Below are 18160 nucleotides of genomic sequence, written 5' to 3'. Positions count from 1 at the left end.
GTGTGCCCCCCCGCCACCCTCAATCTCCCCCAACACGCCCGCGGCCTAATTAGCGGCGCCCGAGGCCTTGGCACAAATCAGCAGGAGAGAGGCCAGCAAAATACGGCTGAACTGGCGCACGATCTGATCCCTAAAAATGCGTTATTCCTGAATCTGCTTGTCTTGCAGCAGACGCTGTTGCAACTGATGATCGCGCAGGAAGGCATTGATGCGCTCACGCTGCTCCTGCATCTGTTGCTCATTCAACCCTTGCTGGCGGGTGGTCGCCCGGTTGCCCTCCTGCGGGTAGTGAACGCTCACCGGCGAGGCACTGCCACCGACAGGAATGGTGTTGAGCACAGGGTTGGTCGGCATGCCGTCATGACCCTGATACTGCTGCACCCCGAAGATGACAGCGGCGGCGACCGACGCAGCGATGGCGTATTGCCCCACCTGTTGACCGACTCGACGAAACAGCGGAACCACCTTGGCAGCAGTGTGAACCTGCGGCACAGCTGGCTGGCTCTCCACCGGCTTGGGCGCCAGTATGGTGGGCTCGTCTTCCAGCGCAGCCATGATGCTGTCACTGAGATCCAGCTGCAGATTGACCGGCAGGTCCCCCCGCATGGCATCACCGATCAGATGGTAACGAGACCAGGTATCTTGCAGCGCCGGATCCATTCCCAGCTCGCTCAGAACCTCAACATCGCTCAAGTCACCATCCATCAAGGCCGAGAGTTGCTCTTTAGTTGCCATAAGTTAACCTGTCTTTCCCCAGTTAATTCTCGATCAGAGGTTTCAGCTTTTTATCGATTGCTTCCCTCGCCCGGAAAATACGGGATCTCACCGTACCCACAGGGCAATCCATGATTTCGGCAATCTCTTCGTAGCTCAGCCCTTCCAATTCACGAAGGGTGATGGCTGTCCTCAAGTCTTCAGGCAAAGCTTCTATGGCGGAAAACACGGTGCGTTTGATCTCGTCGGTCAGCGCCAGGTTTTCCGGTGTGGCGACCTCTTGCAAGGCTTCGCCACCACCATAGTATTCTGCCTCGTCTGCCTCTACATCACTGCTGGGCGGCCTGCGCCCCTGAGAGGTCAGATAATTTTTGGCCGTATTCACGGCGATTCGGTACAACCAGGTGTAAAACGCGCTCTCGCCACGGAATGTCGGCAACGCCCGGTAGGCCTTGATAAATGCCTCCTGCGCCACATCCGGCACATCGCCCGGATTGTTGACATACCTGGCAACCAGGTTGACCACTTTATGCTGGTATTTTTTTACCAGCAGGTTGAATGCATTTTTATCGCCACGCTGGACCCGTTCAACCAGCTGTTCGTCCAGTAGATTCTGGTCGCTCATCAGAGCCGTAAAACCCCCATCAGGTTATCGTTTTTCTTTTCCGGCCCTTCCTAAGCGCACAAGTTCAGACAGGAGGCATCAGGGAAAGTTCGGTCGCATTGAAAAAAATGTGACGCAGGCTGCATCACCGCCCTCGCTTGGGCTACCATGGTGCCAGTTCTTAATCCAGGCCAATGATACTTATGAAAGCAAGTGTTGAATACCTTTGCGATGTACTGATCATTGGCAGCGGTGCCGCTGGTCTGTCCCTCGCGTTGCGGTTGGCAGACCAGGCCAAAGTCCTGGTTCTGAGCAAGGGGCCCATCAGTGAGGGGGCCACTCTCTATGCGCAAGGAGGCATCGCTGCCGTTTTCGACGAAACCGACAGCATCGAATCCCACGTGAGCGACACGCTCAACGCCGGGGCAGGGTTATGTGACCCGGCCGTGGTGGAGTTCACCGCCCGCAACGCCCGCGAGTCCATCCAGTGGCTGATCCAGCAGGGGGTTCCCTTCGATCAGGAGGAGGACGCCGAGGGCGAATCCCACTATCACCTGACCCGCGAAGGGGGCCATAGTCATCGTCGCATCTTCCATGCGGCCGATGCCACCGGCAAGGCGGTGCAGCTTACCCTGATCGATCAGGTGCGCTCCCACCCCAATATCCAGCTGATGGAGCGCTTCAACGCGGTCGATCTCATCACCACCCGCAAGCTGAACCTGCCGGGCAACAAGGTGCTGGGCGCCTACGTCTGGAATCGCAACGCCGAACAGGTCGAGGTTATCCGCGCCCGCTTCGTGGCGCTGGCCACCGGCGGCGCCTCCAAGGTGTATCAATACACCTCCAACCCGGACGTCAGCTCGGGCGACGGCATTGCCATGGCATGGCGCGCCGGCTGCCGGGTGGCGAACCTGGAGTTCAACCAGTTCCACCCCACCAGCCTGTTCCATCCCGATGACCCCAACTTCCTGCTGACCGAAGCACTGCGCGGGGAAGGCGCCTATCTGCGCCGTCCCGACGGCAGCCGCTTCATGCTGGAGTTCGACGAGCGGGCCGAGCTGGCACCGCGGGACATAGTCGCCCGCGCCATCGACCACGAGATGAAACGCCTCGGTGCCGATTGCATGTATCTGGACATCAGCCACAAACCGGCCGATTTCATCATCAAGCACTTCCCGACCATCCACGAGCGCTGCATGGCAGTCGGCATCGACATCACCAAGGAGGCGATGCCCATCGTCCCGGCGGCCCACTACACCTGTGGCGGCGTGATGATAGACAACAACGGCCAGACCGACATACCCGGTCTCTATGCCATCGGTGAAGTGACCTATACGGGGCTGCACGGCGCCAACCGCATGGCCTCCAACTCCCTGCTCGAGTGCGTGGTCTATGCCCATCAAGCGGGTGCCGACATCATGGCAAAACTGCCCATGAGCATAGAGCCGCCCCATCTGCCTGCCTGGGATGAGAGCAAGGTGGATGACTCGGACGAACAGGTGGTGATCCAGCACAACTGGCACGAGCTGCGGCTCATGATGTGGGACTATGTGGGGATAGTGCGTACCAACAAACGCCTGGCCCGCGCCAAGCGCCGCATCGATCTGCTCAAGCAGGAGGTGCAGGAGTACTACGCCAACTTCCGGGTCTCCAACAACCTGCTGGAGCTGCGCAACCTGCTGCAGGTGGCCGAGCTCATCGTCAACTGCGCCTTGCAGCGCAAGGAGTCCCGCGGACTGCATTACAACCTGGACTACCCGGACATGCAGCCGGACTCCAAACCCACGGTACTGACGCCGGATCGGGAGTAATCACCCGCTAGCCGTCACCCAGATGACCTTGCCCCGGCGGGGTCATCTGCTATGAGGGGGAAGGCTAAAAACAGGCGGGACGATTAACGGACGGGCGGGGCGAGCCGGATGGCGCGGGCCAGCGCCCTGTAGTGTTCAGGCGCGAGCGTGTCGGAGAAGAGCCAGAGACAGGCATCGGGCCCATCCCCTGTCACCAGTTGCAACCAGAGTGCCCCAGGCAGGATGCGGCTGCGCGTGCCCAGCTGGTAGCGATGCCCCTGCCATTCCAGCAATTGCCCATCCCATGCCAGCGAACCGGCACTGTGACGGGTGCTGCGCCAGGCCAGCCAGCCCCCTATCAGCCAGCAGGGCAACCACAGAACCCACTGCCAGCCATGGATCAAACTGGCAACCGGCCACCACAACAGCAGAAACAGGATCAGCAGCAGAACGCGCTGCTGCCGGGAGGGAATGATGGGCATGACCACCCGCATCCGGGATCAGCTCAGGCTGTCGTGGCGCGCCTGATTGCGCTCCAGGATCAGCGGGATCATGGCGGCAAAGGCGGGATCAGCCGGAACGCCGTGGCCCATGCACCACTTGAACAGGTCCGGGTCGTCGCTCTCCAGCAGACGGATGAAGGTCTGCTGCTGCTCATCGCTCAGGCTGTCGAACTCGTGTTCAAAGAACGACATAAAGATCACATCCAGCTCGAGCATGCCACGACGGCAGGCCCATTTCAGGCGGGATTTTTCAATTGGGCTCAACATGGAACTCTCCTTACAAAGACCCGGGGATGGTAACAGCTGGATTTTCCGGCTGACAAACATTCCTTACGTCTTTACCATGCAGGTCACATACTTTCTGTCTCTGGAATACCATCGTGAGCCTGCAAACGCCTGTTTTTCCTGCCGAGCCAACCCTTTTCTCTCTGACCGACCTGGCCATTACCAGCCTGACCGGGGCTGATCGCGTCAAGTATCTGCAAGGCCAGGTCACTTGTGACGTCACTGCCCTGCAACCGGGTCAAAGCACGCTGGGCGGCCACTGCGATGCCAAGGGCAAGCTGTGGAGCGACTTCCGTCTGCTCTGCCTGAGCGATCGCCTGCTGCTGCTGACCAAGCCCTCCGTGCTGACGCGTCAGTTGCCCGAGCTCAAGAAGTTTGCGGTATTTGCCAAGGTCGAGATAGGCGAGAATCATGGCCAGGCGGTCGGCGTGGCCGGTCAGGGGTCGGATAGCTGGATTGCTACCCGCTTCGGCCTGACCGAAAGCGGGCTCATCGAGGGGGGTATGGCGGTACGGGTCGAAGCGGATCGCTGGCTGCTGGTGAGCGAGCAACCGCTGGTGCTGGATCTGCCCGCAGGCAGCGAGTCACTCTGGTGGGGGCTGGATATCAAGGCCGGCATCCCGCATCTGGAAGCCGTGCATCAGGGAGAGTACATACCCCAGATGTTGAACCTGCAGGCGCTGGATGGCATCAGCTTCACCAAGGGCTGCTACATGGGGCAGGAGACAGTCGCCCGCGCCAAGTATCGCGGTGCCAACAACCGCGCCCTGTTCGTGCTGGCCGGCACCGCCAGCGAGCCCGTCGCCTGTGGCGATATTCTGGAGATCCAGCTCGGTGACAACTGGCGACGCAGCGGCATGGTGCTCAACGTCTGGCAACAAGCCGGTCAGGTGTGGATCACGGCCGTACTGCCCAAGGATACAGAGGCCGATGCCCGTTTTCGTTTCAAGCAGGAGGAGGCCTCCAGCCTCGCTCTGCAAACCCTGCCCTACTCGCTGACCGAGTAAGGTCGACTAGCGAGGCACCCGCGCCAGCAGTGCCTCCTTGAGCCAGCGCCCCGCCTGTCCGAGCGGGCGGGCGCGATGCCACTGCAATTCCAGTTCCAGTTCGGCCTTGGCGATGAAATCCGGGTTGAGCACCACCACCTCCCCCCGCGCCAGCGGCCGATGCAGCAGAAAATCGGGGATCGCCGCCCACCCCAGTCCCAGCTTGACCAGCTCCAGAATGCCAAGATCCCCCTCGACCCACCACACCTGTGCCGAGAGGCGGAAGCGGTGGCGCTCCGTGCCCTCCCGCCGTCCCGTCACCATCAGCTGGCGGGCCCCTTGCAGATCGCTCTCTCGCAGCGGTGTCTTGTGGGCCAGCGGGTGATCGAGGGAGACCACCAGCGGCATGCCGACGGAGCCTAGTGAACGGGAGGCTATCTCCCGCTCCGGCTGCTCCTTCTGGTAGCTGATGCCAAGCTGGGCCCGACCACTCTTGAGCAGCTCAGTCACATCCTCCATCAGGGGGAACAAAAGCTCCAGTTCGACGTCCGGGTAACGGGTGGCGAACGCCTCCAGCAAAGAGCCGAGCCAGGGCAGGTGGGAGTCGTCGTCGATGGCCAGGGTGAGCCGCGACTCTATGCCTGCGGCCAGCTCCCCGGCGATCGCCTGCAATCGCTCGCTTTGGGCCAGCAAGATGCTGGCTTCCTGGTGGATGCGGGTGCCCGCCTCCGTCAGCACGGGATAGCGCGCCGAGCGATCGAACAGCTCCAGCCCGAGATCTATCTCCAGGTTGGCGATGGCGGTGCTGACCACGGACTGCGCCTTGCCCAGCTTGCGAGCCGCGGCCGAGAAGGAGCCCGTCTCTGCCGCCGCCAGCAGCGCCTTGAGTTGTTCCAGCGAGGGGTTCATTCGATTGCTCCTGTCATGATCTGGTTGCACGCCAATCCATCTATTTTAGCGATAGATACCAACGTGAACCTATCATAAATTCGCGATAAATTGGCCGCCATAAACACTCAGACACAGATAATAGATAGAGAGACAGACCATGCGTAATACCCGTGACCGCCTGCGCCATGCCATTGGCTTCGAACTGATTGGCCTGCTGATCGCCGCCCCCCTGGCAAGCTGGATCACTGGCGTAGGACTCAACCATATGGGGCCGCTGGCGTTGTTCTTCTCGGTGCTCGCCACCGTCTGGAACTACGTCTACAACATCGGCGTGGACAAACTGCTGCTCAAGTATCAGGGTCATACCCACAAGACGCTGTGGCAGCGGGTATGGCATGCGATGGGCTTTGAAGGAGGTCTGCTGTTTGTCGCCCTGCCGGTGATGGCCTGGTGGCTCGATATCAGCATGCTGGAGGCACTGGTGCTGGATCTGGGCTTCGTGCTGTTCTACCTGGTCTATGCCTTCATCTACAACTGGAGCTATGACAAGGTGTTCCCGATACCGGGTCAGATGCAGCAAAACGCACTGGGTTAAACGACAGGAAAACAGGGCAGGAACAAGGAGGCACCATCATGCGAATGGCATGATGGTGCTGGAGGAGGGCGAGTCAGTCGGGCCTGCCGCAGCGTTCAGGCTTGCGCCTTCAGCGCTTCGGTCGGGGCATCCGCCTCGGCCGACTCCTGGGTCAGCATGGCCTCAAGGTCGCTCTGGTACTGGTTCAGCAGACGCTGGGCCGCCACCATGTCACCCTTGTGCAGACGCTCGAACAGATGGTGTTGCACCACGCCGTTGAGATACTCCACCGTGACGGGTTGCTCCAGGGCAGCCAGCAGCTCCTCTTTTTCCAGTTCGGCATTGATTTCATCGGCACTGGTACGCAGCAGACCGGCCAGTTGTACCAACATACGGCGCTCACCTTCGCGCAACAGGCTCAACATGCGGTTTCTCTGCTGCTCATTCTGTTGGGTCATACATTTCCTTACGTCGAATGGGAACAAGCCCGCTCATTCTGCCCTGTCCCTTTGATAGCGTCTATCTCATGCCCCCCACTTATTTTCATGTCGAGCCGATAAAGGCCGCCAGATGCTATTTGCAGCGTCGCTAGGTATAGTAACCACTGGTTCACGGGCGCCTGGCCGCCCCGCACGGACGAGATATTTCACCATGACAGATGCCATTCTGGTGCTCTGCACCTGCCCGGATGAGGCCAGTGCCGACCTCATCAGCGAACAGCTGCTGGCTCAGCGGCTGGCCGCCTGCATCAACCAACTGCCCGGTCTCACCTCCGTCTATCGCTGGCAGGGAAAGATCGAACGGGCACGGGAGATCCAGCTCATCATCAAGTCGCGGGCCTCCCTGTTCGAACTCTTGCGCCTCTGCATCCTCAGCCATCACCCCTATGAGGTGCCGGAGATCCTGGCACTCCCGACAAGCCAGGGCCATCAGCCCTATCTCGACTGGTTAACACAGGAAACCTCATGACACTGTCTCGCCTGCTCTCCCCACTACTTCTGCTCCCCATTCTGCTGCTGGCCACCTTGGGGGCGACCCCGGTTCAGGCCAGCAGTGACAATCTGCTGAGCGCCCTTGGCATCGAGGCCAACGCCCAGCCCAAGTTTCTGAAAGTCGACGACGCTTTCGTCCTTGAGAGTGAACAGCAGGGCAGGCAGTTGCTGCTGACCCTGCGCATCGCCGATGACTACTACCTCTACCGCCACAGCTTCCGCTTCAAGGGCGAGAACCTCGCCTTCAAAGAGCCCGTCTTGCCCGCAGGTGACGAGCATCAGGATGACTTCTTCGGCAAGACCCAGGTCTACTACCGGGAGGTACAGATCCCCGTCACCCTGACCGAGGCGGGCCAGCAGGCCAGCCTCACCGTCAGCTATCAGGGCTGTACCGACGGCCTCTGTTACCCGCCCACCGACAAGCAGATAGCGGTACAACCCATGGTGGCCAGCGCCACCAGCGATGTCGCGCAGGCCAGCATGGATGAGACCGCCGACGCCCCGGCCAGCAGCCAGCAGGATCAGCTGGCCGCAGCCCTCGGCAGCCAGGGTTTCTGGCTCAGCATCGCCGCCTTCTTCGCGCTGGGGCTCGGGCTCGCGTTCACCCCCTGCGTCTTCCCCATGTACCCCATACTGACCGGTATCATTGCCGGGGCGGGTCATAGCCTCTCCACCCGCCGCGCCTTCCTGCTCTCCTTCGTCTATGTACAGGGGATGGCGGTAACCTATACCCTGCTCGGGCTGGTGGTGGCGTCGGCGGGCTTGAAATTCCAGGCGGCGCTGCAGCACCCGTATGTGTTGATCGGGCTCTCCGTCATGTTCGTGCTGCTGGCGCTCTCCATGTTCGGGCTCTACACCCTCCAGCTGCCGAGCAGCCTGCAGACCCGGCTGTCCGGCCTCTCCAACCGCCAGCAGGGCGGTTCCGTGCTCGGAGTCGGCATCATGGGGATGATCTCCGGTCTGGTCTGCTCCCCCTGCACCACGGCCCCGCTCTCCGGCTCGCTGATCTACGTGGCCCAGAGCGGCGACCTCTGGCTCGGCGGCGCGGCCCTCTATGCCCTCTCCTTGGGCATGGGGCTGCCGCTGCTGCTGCTCGGTACCTCAGGCGGCAAGTTGCTGCCCAAGGCGGGCGCCTGGATGGATGTGATCAAGCAACTCTTTGGTTTTGCGCTATTGGCGGTGCCCATCCTGCTGCTCTCGAGGCTGTGGAGCGATCAGGTGACCACCCTGGCCTGGCTCGGCTGGGGGCTGCTGTTGTGCGGCTACCTCTATCATCACAACCAGCACCAGGGCCATTCGGTGGCTCGCAGCCTGCGCGGCTTCGTGTTGTTGCTGGCGATGATCAGCGCCGTGGTGGTGGGCAAGGATCTGCTGCTGCCAAGCCAGGATGCCACCGCGAGCACTCAGCGCGAGTCGCCGCAGTTTATCCGCATCAAGACGCTGGACGATCTCAAGACCCGGCTGGCCGCCGCCCGCGGCAAGCCGGTGCTGCTGGATCTCTATGCCGACTGGTGCGTGGCCTGCAAGGAGTTCGAGCACAAGACCTTCAGCGACCCCGCCGTGCGCGAGCGCTTCGGCCAGATGGTGCTGCTGCAGGCGGACGTCACCGCCAACGACGATGCCGATGTGGAGCTGCTCAACGGCCTCAACGTGCTGGGGCTGCCGACCCTGATCTTCTTCGACCGCGCCGGAAACGAGGTGAGCGGCCAGCGAGTGACCGGCTTCATGGGCCCCGCCGAGTTTTTGGGGCAGCTCGACAAGTTGCGTTGAAGGCAGCAGGCCCGGTCTGACGCCTGGGCCCGTTAACCGCTGATTTTTCTGGCAATCCCTTGTATATGACAGGCGCCGTGGCAAAATTTGCCCTTTCCCGTCTCGTTCGTCCGGAGTTTTGATGAAAAAGTGGTTCATCCCCCTGCTGGCCCTCTGGCTATATGGCTGTTACGCAGGTCCCGGTGAAGAGGCGATCCAGACCCAGGTAACCGCCAAACTGCAGGCAGAGACAGATACCCATCTGTTCGAGATCAGCGACTTCACCCTTATCGACAAGGAGGAGCGCATGGAGGGGGTCTATCTGATCAAGGTGAGCTACCAGCTCCATTTCAAGCAGGGGCTGGATCAGTTGCGGGTGCAGCACGACGAGGACCTGGTCTATGACAGGGTCGGCCCCTTCCAGCAGGAGATGGGGCTGATGGAGCTGGAGCGCAAATACGGCGAGTTCGAGGCGGGCCAGGTGCTGCCGCAACAGGCTGACGTCTGGATGATGAAAACCGAGCAGGGCTGGCGCCTGGCCGAGCCCCCTCAGTAAACGCCTCCCCGCCGGCCAAGGCCACGCCTCTTCGGCTGCTTTTCTAGCCCCTTACAGTAGATCCTTCATCCGGTGCCACAGCATGCCGAGCGCCAGCAAGGGCGAGCGCAGCGCCGGGCCACCGGGGAAGGTCATGTGGGGCACGCTGCTGAACAGATCGAACCCCCGGCTCTCCCCCTTGATCGCCTCTGCCACCAGCTTGGCCGCCATGTGTGTGGCGTTGAGGCCGTGACCGGAATAGGCCTGGGCATAGAAGACATTGGGCTGATCCTGCAGACGACCGATCTGGGGCAGTCGATTGGCCCCAATCCCTATCATGCCGCCCCACTGGAATTCGATGGCCGTGTCCGCCAGCTCGGGAAACACCCGTTGCAGCTTGGGCAGCATGAAGGCCTTGATGTCCCTCGGGTCCCTTCCTGAATAATTGCAGGCACCGCCAAACAACAAGCGTCCGTCGGCAGAGAGTCGATAGTAGTCGAGCGCCACATTCTGATCGCACACCGCCATGTTCTGCGGCAACAGACGCTGGCGCAGCCGCTTCTCCAGCACTTCAGTGGCAAGGATATAGGAGCCGGCCGGCAGCACCCTGCCCCCCAACTCGGGATTGAGATCGTTGAGATAGGCGTTGCAGCCGATCACCAGATAGTCAGCAGTGACCCGGCCGTGGGCCGTGGTGACCTGCACCCGCTCGCCATAATTGATATGCACCACTCTGGACTGTTCGAACAGGGCAACCCCGAGGCTGGCGGCGGCACGCGCCTCGCCCAGCGCCAGGTTGAGAGGATGCAGGTGACCCGACCCCATGTCGATCATGCCGCCGATATAGCGATCCGACCCGACCACAGCGTGGATCTCCTCCCGTGGCACCAGCTTGATCTCGTGCCGGTAGCCAAGACTGGCCAGATGTGCCGCCTCCTCTTCAAACCCGGCCAGATGACGCTGGCGGGTCGCGAGATCGCAATAGCCCCAGGTGAGATCGCAGTCGATGTTGAAGTGATCGATGCGCTCTCGTACCAGCTCGACCGCCTCCAGCCCCATCAGATCCAGCTCGCGAACCCCCTGCTCGCCGATCCAGCGGGCGAACTGGCTGGTGTCGTGACCGATACCGCGAATAAGCTGGCCGCCGTTGCGGCCGGATGCTCCCCAGCCGATGCGGTTCGCCTCCAGCAGGGCCACCTTGTAGCCCGCCTGTGCCAGGTTGATGGCGGTGTTGAGGCCGGTGAAGCCGCCACCTATGATGCAGACGTCGGCATTGAGCTCACCGCTGAGCTCGGGCCACTGCTGATTGTCGTTGCGGGTGGCCGCGTAATAGGAGGCCACGTGTTCCTGATGTCCGTTGTGCTTTCCTGCCTGCATACTCAGCATCCTGCCTTGGTAGCCATGCGTTTACTAAAATAAACGACCTGTCATTGATAATACCCAGCCCCCCGCCACCAATCCAGCCTCCGTGGATCACAGAAATGGAAAAGGCGTCCCAAAGGACACCTTTTGCTGTATTTGCGGTTTGAGGCAGGCGATCGACAGACTCTTCTCCCCCCAGATATCGCAGGGGATCTTTGCCGGGACTAGGGTTTGGCCCCACAAACACGAAAGGCGCCCCGAGGGGCGCCTTTGCAAGCAATCAAGATACGGTAACGAATTACAGTACGTTGATGGCGTTCAGGTCGGAGAAGGCTTTCTCCAGACGGGCGATCATGGAAGTCTGACCGGCACGCAGCCATACGCGCGGATCGTAGAACTTCTTGTTCGGCTTGTCAGCGCCTTCCGGGTTGCCCAGCTGACCTTGCAGGTAAGCTTCGTTGGTCTTGTAGAAGTGCAGCAGACCTTCCCAGGTAGCCCACTGGGTGTCGGTGTCGATGTTCATCTTCACGACGCCGTAGGAGATGGACTCGCGGATCTCTTCCAGAGTGGAACCTGAACCACCGTGGAACACGAAGTCCAGGGACTTGGCAGGCAGACCAAACTTCTCGGAAACGTATTTCTGGGAAGCGTCCAGGATGGACGGGGTCAGCTTGACGTTACCCGGCTTGTATACACCGTGTACGTTGCCGAAGGAGGCAGCGATGGTGAAACGCGGGCTGATCTTGGACAGACGCTCGTAGGCGTAAGCCACGTCTTCCGGCTGGGTGTACAGGGCGGATTGATCCATGTGGCTGTTGTCCACACCGTCTTCTTCGCCACCGGTGCAACCCAGTTCCAGCTCCAGAGTCATGTTCATCTTGGCCATGCGGGTCAGGTACTCGCAGCAGATGTCGATGTTCTCTTCCAGAGACTCTTCGGACAGATCCAGCATGTGGGAGGAGAACAGCGGCTTGCCGGTTTCAGCAAAGTGCTTCTCGCCCGCTTCCAGCAGACCGTCGATCCACGGCAGCAGCTTCTTGGCAGCGTGGTCGGTGTGCAGGATAACCGGGATGCCATAGGCTTCGGCAACGGCGTGAACGTGCTTGGCACCGGAGATGGCACCCAGGATGGCGGCTTGCTGGCCTTCCAGCTTCAGACCCTTGCCGGCGGTGAATACGGCACCACCATTGGAGAACTGAACGATAACCGGCGCTTTGACCTTGGCGGCAGCTTCCAGCACGGCGTTAACGGAGTCGGTACCAACGCAGTTGACGGCCGGCAGAGCGAAGCCGTTCTCTTTGGCGATGGCGAATACTTTCTGAACGTCATCACCAGTGATCACGCCGGGTTTTACGAAGTCGAAAATTTTCTTAGACATGTTTAATCGTCCTGTTCTCGTATGCCGTTAATAAAAAATGGGGGGTTCATCATGAACCGGCACAGCGGCCACATGATAAACGAAACGGGAGGCTTTTGCCCCCCGTCTCGGGTCAATTAGGCTTTGGCGCGCTGTTCCAGCATCGCAACAGCCGGCAGTACCTTGCCTTCTACAAACTCCAGGAAGGCGCCGCCGCCGGTGGAGATGTAGGAGACTTTGTCGGCGATGCCGAACTTGTCGATGGCGGCCAGGGTGTCACCACCGCCAGCGATGGAGAAGGCCGGAGAAGCCGCGATGGCTTCGGCGATCACCTTGGTGCCTGCGGAGAACTGGTCGAACTCGAACACGCCGACCGGGCCGTTCCACAGTATGGTCTTGGCGTTCATGATGATGTCGGCCAGGGCCTTGGCAGAGTCAGGGCCGATGTCGAAGATCATGTCGCCGTCGGTCACGTCGGAGACGGACTTGATGGTGGCAGGAGTGGACTCGGAGAACTCGGTACCCACGACCACGTCAGTGGTGACCGGAATGTTGGTCTCGGCGGCCAGTTTCTTGGCGGTGTCGAGCAGGTCGTGTTCACACAGGGACTTGCCGACGTTGTGACCGGCAGCCGCGATGAAGGTGTTGGCGATGCCACCACCGACCACCAGCTGGTCAGCGATCTTGGAGAGGGATTCCAGCACGGTCAGCTTGGTGGAGACCTTGGAGCCGCCCACGATGGCAACCATGGGGCGCTCAGGCTTCAGCATGGCTTTGCCCAGGGCTTCCAGTTCACCGGCCAGCAGGGGGCCTGCACAGGCGATCGGGGCAAATTGAGCCACACCGTAGGTAGAACCTTCGGCGCGGTGAGCAGTACCGAATGCATCCATTACAAAGACGTCACACAGGGCGGCGTATTTTTTGGCCAGCTCTTCGGTGTTTTTCTTCTCGCCTTTGTTGAAACGGCAGTTTTCCAGCACAACCAGCTCACCGGCGGCGACATCTACGCCATCCAGGTAATCCTTGGCCAGGCGGACCGGGCAGGACAGAGCGTCTTTCAGATAGTTGACAACCGGAGCCAGGGAGAACTCTTCGTTGTATTCACCCTCGGTCGGGCGACCCAGGTGGGAGGTGATCATCAGCTTGGCGCCCTTTTCCAGAGCCAGCTTGATGGTCGGCAGCGTCGCCACGATACGTGCGTCGGAAGTGACCTTGCCGTCTTTTACCGGCACGTTCAGGTCAGCACGGATCAGTACGCGTTTACCCGCCAGATCCAGGTCGGTCATCTTGATAACAGACATATTCAGTCCTCTATATTTTCAGGTAATGTTAAAAACAGTAACCTTGCGCCCGGTGCAGGCTCTCAGCCTGCGGCCATCATGGCCCGGGTGGTATCCAGCATACGGTTGGCGAAGCCCCATTCGTTATCGCACCACATCAACATCTTGACGAGGTTGGCATCGCTGACCCGGGTCTGGGTACCATCAATGATGCAGGAGTGTGCATCATGATTAAAGTCTACGGAGACCAATGGCTCTTCCGTGTAATCCAGAATACCGCTTAATGTACCTCTGGATGCCCGTTGCAGGGCTTGATTTACGTCAGTAACCGTCACTTTTTTACGAACAGTAATACTGAGATCCATTGCGGTTACGTTGATGGTCGGCACCCGTACCGCGATCGCCTCGAACTTGCCGGCGAAGTGGGGGAGGATTCGCTCCAACCCCTTTGCCAGCTTGGTATCCACCGGGATGATGGACTGGCTGGCAGCACGGGTTCGACGCAAGTCACTGTGGTAGGCATCGATGACTTGCTGATCATGCATGGCCGAATGAATTGTTGTAATAGTACCACAATTTATCTCGAATTCTCGATGCAATGTTTCGATGACGGGGACCACGCAGTTAGTGGTACAGGAGGCGTTGGAGACGATCCGTTCCCGCCCCGTCAGCACCTGATGGTTCACCCCGTAGACGATGGTCGCATCCACGTCCGCATCTGCCGGATGAGAGAAAAGCACCTTGCCCGCTCCCGCCCCCAGATGACGCTCGGCATCGGCCCGCGAGCCAAATACCCCGGTGCAGTCCAGCACCACATCGACCCCCAGCGCCCGCCATGGCAGGTTGGCGGGATCCTTCTCGGCAAACAGGGAGATGAGATCCTCCCCCACCAGCATGCTGTTGCCGGCCAGCTGCACCGGATGGTGGAACCGACCATGGCTGGTATCGAAGCGGGTGAGGTGCACCATGGCTTCGGGTGCCGCCAGTTCGTTGATGGCAACTATCTTGATGGTTTGATCGCGCCCGCTTTCATAGAGGGCTCGCAACACGTTGCGACCGATCCGCCCGTAACCATTGATGGCAATCTTGATCATGGAAAAAGTGTGTCCTTAGCGGCGGCAAAGAGGGCCGATGGATGGCTCACGACAACAGGGCATCCTGGAAGACGCCACGGGCCAGCAGTGCGGCCCCGAATACCCCGGCGCTATCCCCCAGGGCTGGAGCAATAATGGGGGTGGCGAAGCGGGGATTAAAGAGGAAGGGCAAAATTGTCTGCCGCCCGGCGTTGTAGAGACTCTGCACGTTGCCGACCCCGCCGCCGATGACGATGACATCCGGATCCAGAATGTTGACCACGTTGGCCAGCGCCTGACCAAACAGCAGATGCAGTCTGTCTATGGTGAGCTTGGCCACGTGATCGTGGGCGCTGGCCGCCGCAATCTGGGCCAGCGACAGATGACGCTTGGCCTTGGCCTGATACCAGGCTTCCAGCGCCGGGCCGCTGATGAAGGTCTCGACGCAGCCGCGCTTGCCGCAGTAGCACTCGGGCCCGTCGGGGGAGAGCACGTTGTGGCCCCACTCCCCGGCGATGCCGTGGTGGCCGTTGAGGATCTGGCCATTGATGACGATGCCGGAACCGACCCCGGTGCCAATTATGATGCCGAACACCACCTTGGCATCCGGATGGTGCTGACGCACCGCCCCCAGATGGGTTTCCGCCAGCGCGAAGCAGTTGGCGTCGTTGGCGATCAGCACGGGCACGCCCAGCCTGCGCTCCAGATCTTCCTTGAACGGCTTGCCGTTGAGCTCGGTGGTGTTGCAGTTCTTCATCAGCCCGGTCTGGGGATCCCGCGCCCCCGGCGTGCCCATGCCCAGCACGGTCGGCCGCTGACCCAGCCTGGCGGCGCACTCGTCCACCAGTTTGGCGATCTGGCCGATCATGTGCTGATAGCCGCCCTGGCGCTCGGTGGGGATGCGATGGCGCAGCAGCACCTCGTCGCCATCGAGCACCACGCATTCACACTTGGTACCACCGAGATCTATGCCCCAATCCAGTGACTTCTTGCTCATCTTGCCTCCTGCCATGACCAAGGATGCTGCCGCGAGGACGCTACGTTTCCGCCTCAGCTGCGACCGCTCATCTTGCTCTTCATTTATCCGCGAGTGTGGCGCAGTGTAACCCGAGCCGGGGCCGGGATGCAGCCCCAAACCAGGGCCGACCGGATAACAAAACGGGGCCTGCAGGCCCCGTTCTCACTGTGCTTTTCACCGGTCTCAGCGGCCGTGATACTGAGCCGACAGCTCGTGCACCGCATTGACAAAGACGCCGGCGTGCTCCGGGCTCACATCCTGATGGATGCCGTGACCCAGGTTGAAGACGTGGCCATTACCACTGCCAAAGCCCTCCAGTATGGTGGCGACCTCTTCGCGAATGCGCTCAGGGGAGGCGTAAAGCATGGAGGGATCCATGTTGCCCTGCAGCGCCACCTTGTCGCCGACCCGGCGCTTGGCATCCGCTATGTCTATGGTCCAGTCCAGCCCCAAGGCATCGCAACCGGTGGCGGCGATCTGCTCAAGCCACTGGCCGCCGTTCTTGGTGAACAGGGTCACGGGCACGCGGCGGCCCTCATTTTCACGGATCAGGCCATCGACGATCTTGTGCATGTACTGCAGGGAGAAGTCGCGGTAATCCCGCGGGGTCAACACGCCGCCCCAGGTGTCGAACACCATGACCGACTGGGCACCCGCCTTGATCTGGGCGTTGAGATAGGCGATCACGCTGTCGGCCAGCTTGTCCAGCAACAGGTGCAGTGTCTGCGGCTCTGCATACATCATCTGCTTGATCTTGGTGAACGCCTTGGAGCTGCCCCCCTCCACCATGTAGGTGGCCAGGGTCCAGGGACTGCCGGAGAAGCCGATGAGCGGCACTTCGCCCTTGAGCTCACGGCGAATGGTGCGCACCGCGTTCATCACGTAGCCGAGTTCGTCTTCCGGATCCGGAATGGGCAGCGCCTGCACGTCGGCCATGGATTTGATGGGTCGCTCGAAGCGGGGGCCTTCGCCGTGTTCGAAGTAGAGACCCAGCCCCATGGCATCGGGCACGGTCAGGATGTCGGAGAAGAGAATGGCGGCATCGAGCGGGTAGCGGCGCAGCGGCTGCAGGGTGACTTCACAGGCCAGCTCGGCGTTGCGGCACAGGGACATGAAGTCCCCCGCCTGGGCGCGCGTTGCCTTGTATTCCGGCAGGTAGCGGCCAGCCTGGCGCATCATCCATACCGGGGTCATGTCCACTTCCTGGCGCAGCAGGGCACGCAGGTATCGATCGTTCTTCAGCTCTTTCATCCCAGTTCCTGAGTTCATATCCAGCATAAAATGGCGGATATGATACCACTTTGTGCGCGACTCGGGGCGGCCCAAACACCCGCAGTGGCGGTTCGAGTGCAAAGATGTGAAGGGGCGCAAACAAGCGCCCCGTTTTTTGCCCTGATACCAGGCTCAACCCGACCTCAGCCCGCCTCGCCCAGGCTGAGCGCGATCAGGCGCCGCGCTATGGTGCCGTGGGGGGGCAGCCGTGGCAGCCGGTCTGCCTCGAAGAAGTCGGCGGCCACCAGCTCCTCATCCTGCACCCGGATCTCGCCGCTCTCGTAGTCGGCGGTGAAGCCCATCATCAGGCTGTGGGGGAAAGGCCAGGGCTGGCTCGCCACGTAGCGCACGTTGCGCACCCGGATGCCGCTCTCCTCGAACACCTCCCGCGCCACGCACTGCTCGAGATTCTCACCCGCCTCCACGAAGCCGGCCAGCACTGTGTACATGGGATCGTCCGCCTGATAGTGACGGCGATGGGCCGCCAGCAGGATCGCCGGCCCCTTGCGCACCGCCACTATGATGCAGGGGGAGACGCGCGGGTAGACGACGTGACCCTGCCGGCACATCTGTGCCCACTCCCCGCTCTTGGGTGCCATGGGGGCGCCACACTCGCCGCAGAAGCGATGGCTGCGGCGGAAGGTGGCCAGCTGCCAGGCGCGGCCCCCAAGACGAAAGCCCTCTTCATCGCCGGTCACCATCAGCTGGCGCAGCGGCATGAGCCGACCTGTGTCGGCCTCCCCTCCCAGATCCAGCAGATAGCAGGGCAGACCGCCCCACTCATCAAAATGCTCAAAGGTGGCGGATTGCATATGGGCGGGCAAGCTGGCACGGGGGCCTTGTGGAATGCGCCCCTGTTCATCCAGCAGGACAAGGTGATCGCCCCCCAGCACGAACCAGCGGGCCTGTTCGGTTAATGGCATCAGATGAACACTCATGTTGCGATGTCAGATGAGAATGGCTTGCCCGGCATGATGCACCGGACACGGCCTGGTGAAAAGTGACGAGTCGCAACCATATTACGACCGCACTGGCCTGGTGGCGACCCCAAGATGGCGGCCCAGAGGCAAGAGAGAGCCAATAGAAAGGCTATGTCCCAATTACGTGTTGCATGGGGTGCCCCAGCGCCTCATGCAAACACGCTTTGATATTTACTCCCCTTCCGTAACGCTCCA

Annotated in this window: 19 protein-coding genes; 6 read left to right on the top strand and 13 right to left on the bottom strand. The window is 60.9% G+C overall.

Annotated features, from left to right (window positions below):
* Positions 1-141: 141 nt before the first annotated feature.
* Entirely contained in the window at positions 142-735 is a 594-nt protein-coding gene (locus ACW5XD_RS23395; RefSeq protein WP_456496950.1) for an RseA family anti-sigma factor, read from the bottom strand.
* A 22-nt stretch (positions 736-757) separates the two neighbouring features.
* A complete protein-coding gene (rpoE, locus tag ACW5XD_RS23390) occupies positions 758-1339 on the bottom strand; it encodes an RNA polymerase sigma factor RpoE (protein WP_042033782.1) in 582 nt (193 codons plus the stop codon).
* Positions 1340-1521: 182 nt separating this feature from the next.
* Between rpoE and nadB the strand changes: the two genes are divergently transcribed.
* Entirely contained in the window at positions 1522-3129 is a 1608-nt protein-coding gene (nadB, locus tag ACW5XD_RS23385; RefSeq protein WP_456496949.1) for an L-aspartate oxidase, read from the top strand.
* Between the two features lie 83 nt (positions 3130-3212).
* Here nadB and ACW5XD_RS23380 read toward each other — a convergent pair whose 3' ends face one another.
* Positions 3213-3590, bottom strand: a complete 378-nt coding sequence (locus tag ACW5XD_RS23380; RefSeq protein ID WP_456496948.1) for a protein YgfX — start codon at positions 3588-3590, stop codon at positions 3213-3215.
* Between the two features lie 18 nt (positions 3591-3608).
* Positions 3609-3878, bottom strand: a complete 270-nt coding sequence (locus ACW5XD_RS23375) for an FAD assembly factor SdhE (RefSeq protein ID WP_456496947.1) — start codon at positions 3876-3878, stop codon at positions 3609-3611.
* Between the two features lie 113 nt (positions 3879-3991).
* On the opposite strand from ACW5XD_RS23375, the gene ygfZ reads away from it, so the two are divergent.
* On the top strand, positions 3992-4903 hold the full coding sequence (ygfZ, locus tag ACW5XD_RS23370; RefSeq protein WP_456496946.1) for a tRNA-modifying protein YgfZ: 912 nt from the start codon (positions 3992-3994) through the stop codon (positions 4901-4903).
* 6 nt (positions 4904-4909) lie between these two features.
* Here ygfZ and ACW5XD_RS23365 read toward each other — a convergent pair whose 3' ends face one another.
* On the bottom strand, positions 4910-5791 hold the full coding sequence (locus tag ACW5XD_RS23365; RefSeq protein WP_456496945.1) for a LysR family transcriptional regulator: 882 nt from the start codon (positions 5789-5791) through the stop codon (positions 4910-4912).
* 139 nt (positions 5792-5930) lie between these two features.
* On the opposite strand from ACW5XD_RS23365, the gene ACW5XD_RS23360 reads away from it, so the two are divergent.
* Positions 5931-6368: a PACE efflux transporter gene (locus ACW5XD_RS23360; RefSeq protein WP_456496944.1), complete on the top strand. Its 438-nt coding sequence runs from the start codon at positions 5931-5933 to the stop codon at positions 6366-6368.
* A gap of 95 nt (positions 6369-6463) precedes the next feature.
* Here ACW5XD_RS23360 and ACW5XD_RS23355 read toward each other — a convergent pair whose 3' ends face one another.
* On the bottom strand, positions 6464-6805 hold the full coding sequence (locus tag ACW5XD_RS23355) for a hypothetical protein (protein ID WP_456496943.1): 342 nt from the start codon (positions 6803-6805) through the stop codon (positions 6464-6466).
* A gap of 193 nt (positions 6806-6998) precedes the next feature.
* On the opposite strand from ACW5XD_RS23355, the gene cutA reads away from it, so the two are divergent.
* The 3 genes from cutA (at position 6999) to ACW5XD_RS23340 (ending at position 9644) form a co-directional block, all read left to right on the top strand.
* Complete coding sequence (cutA, locus tag ACW5XD_RS23350) at positions 6999-7316, top strand: divalent-cation tolerance protein CutA (protein ID WP_456496942.1); 318 nt, start codon at positions 6999-7001, stop codon at positions 7314-7316.
* Positions 7313-9109 carry a protein-disulfide reductase DsbD gene (locus ACW5XD_RS23345; RefSeq protein WP_456496941.1) on the top strand — a complete coding sequence of 599 codons (1797 nt, stop codon included), beginning with the start codon at positions 7313-7315 and terminating at the stop codon, positions 9107-9109. The genes cutA and ACW5XD_RS23345 overlap by 4 nt, the downstream gene beginning before the upstream one ends.
* Positions 9110-9230: 121 nt before the next feature.
* Entirely contained in the window at positions 9231-9644 is a 414-nt protein-coding gene (locus ACW5XD_RS23340; protein ID WP_043142210.1) for a hypothetical protein, read from the top strand.
* Between the two features lie 51 nt (positions 9645-9695).
* Here the strand turns inward: ACW5XD_RS23340 and ACW5XD_RS23335 are convergent, their stop codons facing one another.
* The 7 genes from ACW5XD_RS23335 to nudC all read right to left on the bottom strand — a co-directional run bounded on the left by ACW5XD_RS23335 (position 9696) and on the right by nudC (position 17908).
* Positions 9696-11000 (bottom strand): NAD(P)/FAD-dependent oxidoreductase, encoded by a 1305-nt coding sequence (locus tag ACW5XD_RS23335; RefSeq protein WP_456496940.1) that lies wholly within the window; start codon positions 10998-11000, stop codon positions 9696-9698.
* Positions 11001-11283: 283 nt separating this feature from the next.
* Positions 11284-12363, bottom strand: a complete 1080-nt coding sequence (gene fbaA, locus ACW5XD_RS23330) for a class II fructose-bisphosphate aldolase (RefSeq protein ID WP_456496939.1) — start codon at positions 12361-12363, stop codon at positions 11284-11286.
* A gap of 116 nt (positions 12364-12479) precedes the next feature.
* A complete protein-coding gene (locus ACW5XD_RS23325; protein ID WP_005318809.1) occupies positions 12480-13643 on the bottom strand; it encodes a phosphoglycerate kinase in 1164 nt (387 codons plus the stop codon).
* A 62-nt stretch (positions 13644-13705) separates the two neighbouring features.
* A complete protein-coding gene (gene epd, locus ACW5XD_RS23320) occupies positions 13706-14716 on the bottom strand; it encodes an erythrose-4-phosphate dehydrogenase (RefSeq protein WP_456496938.1) in 1011 nt (336 codons plus the stop codon).
* Positions 14717-14762: 46 nt separating this feature from the next.
* Positions 14763-15692, bottom strand: a complete 930-nt coding sequence (locus ACW5XD_RS23315; protein WP_456496937.1) for an ROK family protein — start codon at positions 15690-15692, stop codon at positions 14763-14765.
* A gap of 204 nt (positions 15693-15896) precedes the next feature.
* Positions 15897-16964 (bottom strand): uroporphyrinogen decarboxylase, encoded by a 1068-nt coding sequence (hemE, locus tag ACW5XD_RS23310; RefSeq protein WP_456496936.1) that lies wholly within the window; start codon positions 16962-16964, stop codon positions 15897-15899.
* 164 nt (positions 16965-17128) lie between these two features.
* Positions 17129-17908: an NAD(+) diphosphatase gene (nudC, locus tag ACW5XD_RS23305; RefSeq protein WP_456496935.1), complete on the bottom strand. Its 780-nt coding sequence runs from the start codon at positions 17906-17908 to the stop codon at positions 17129-17131.
* Between the last annotated feature and the right edge of the window lie 252 nt (positions 17909-18160).

This window comes from Aeromonas enterica (genome assembly GCF_054052465.1).
Note: the sequence above shows the minus strand (reverse complement) of the source record. Positions and strands in the feature narration are given on the sequence as shown.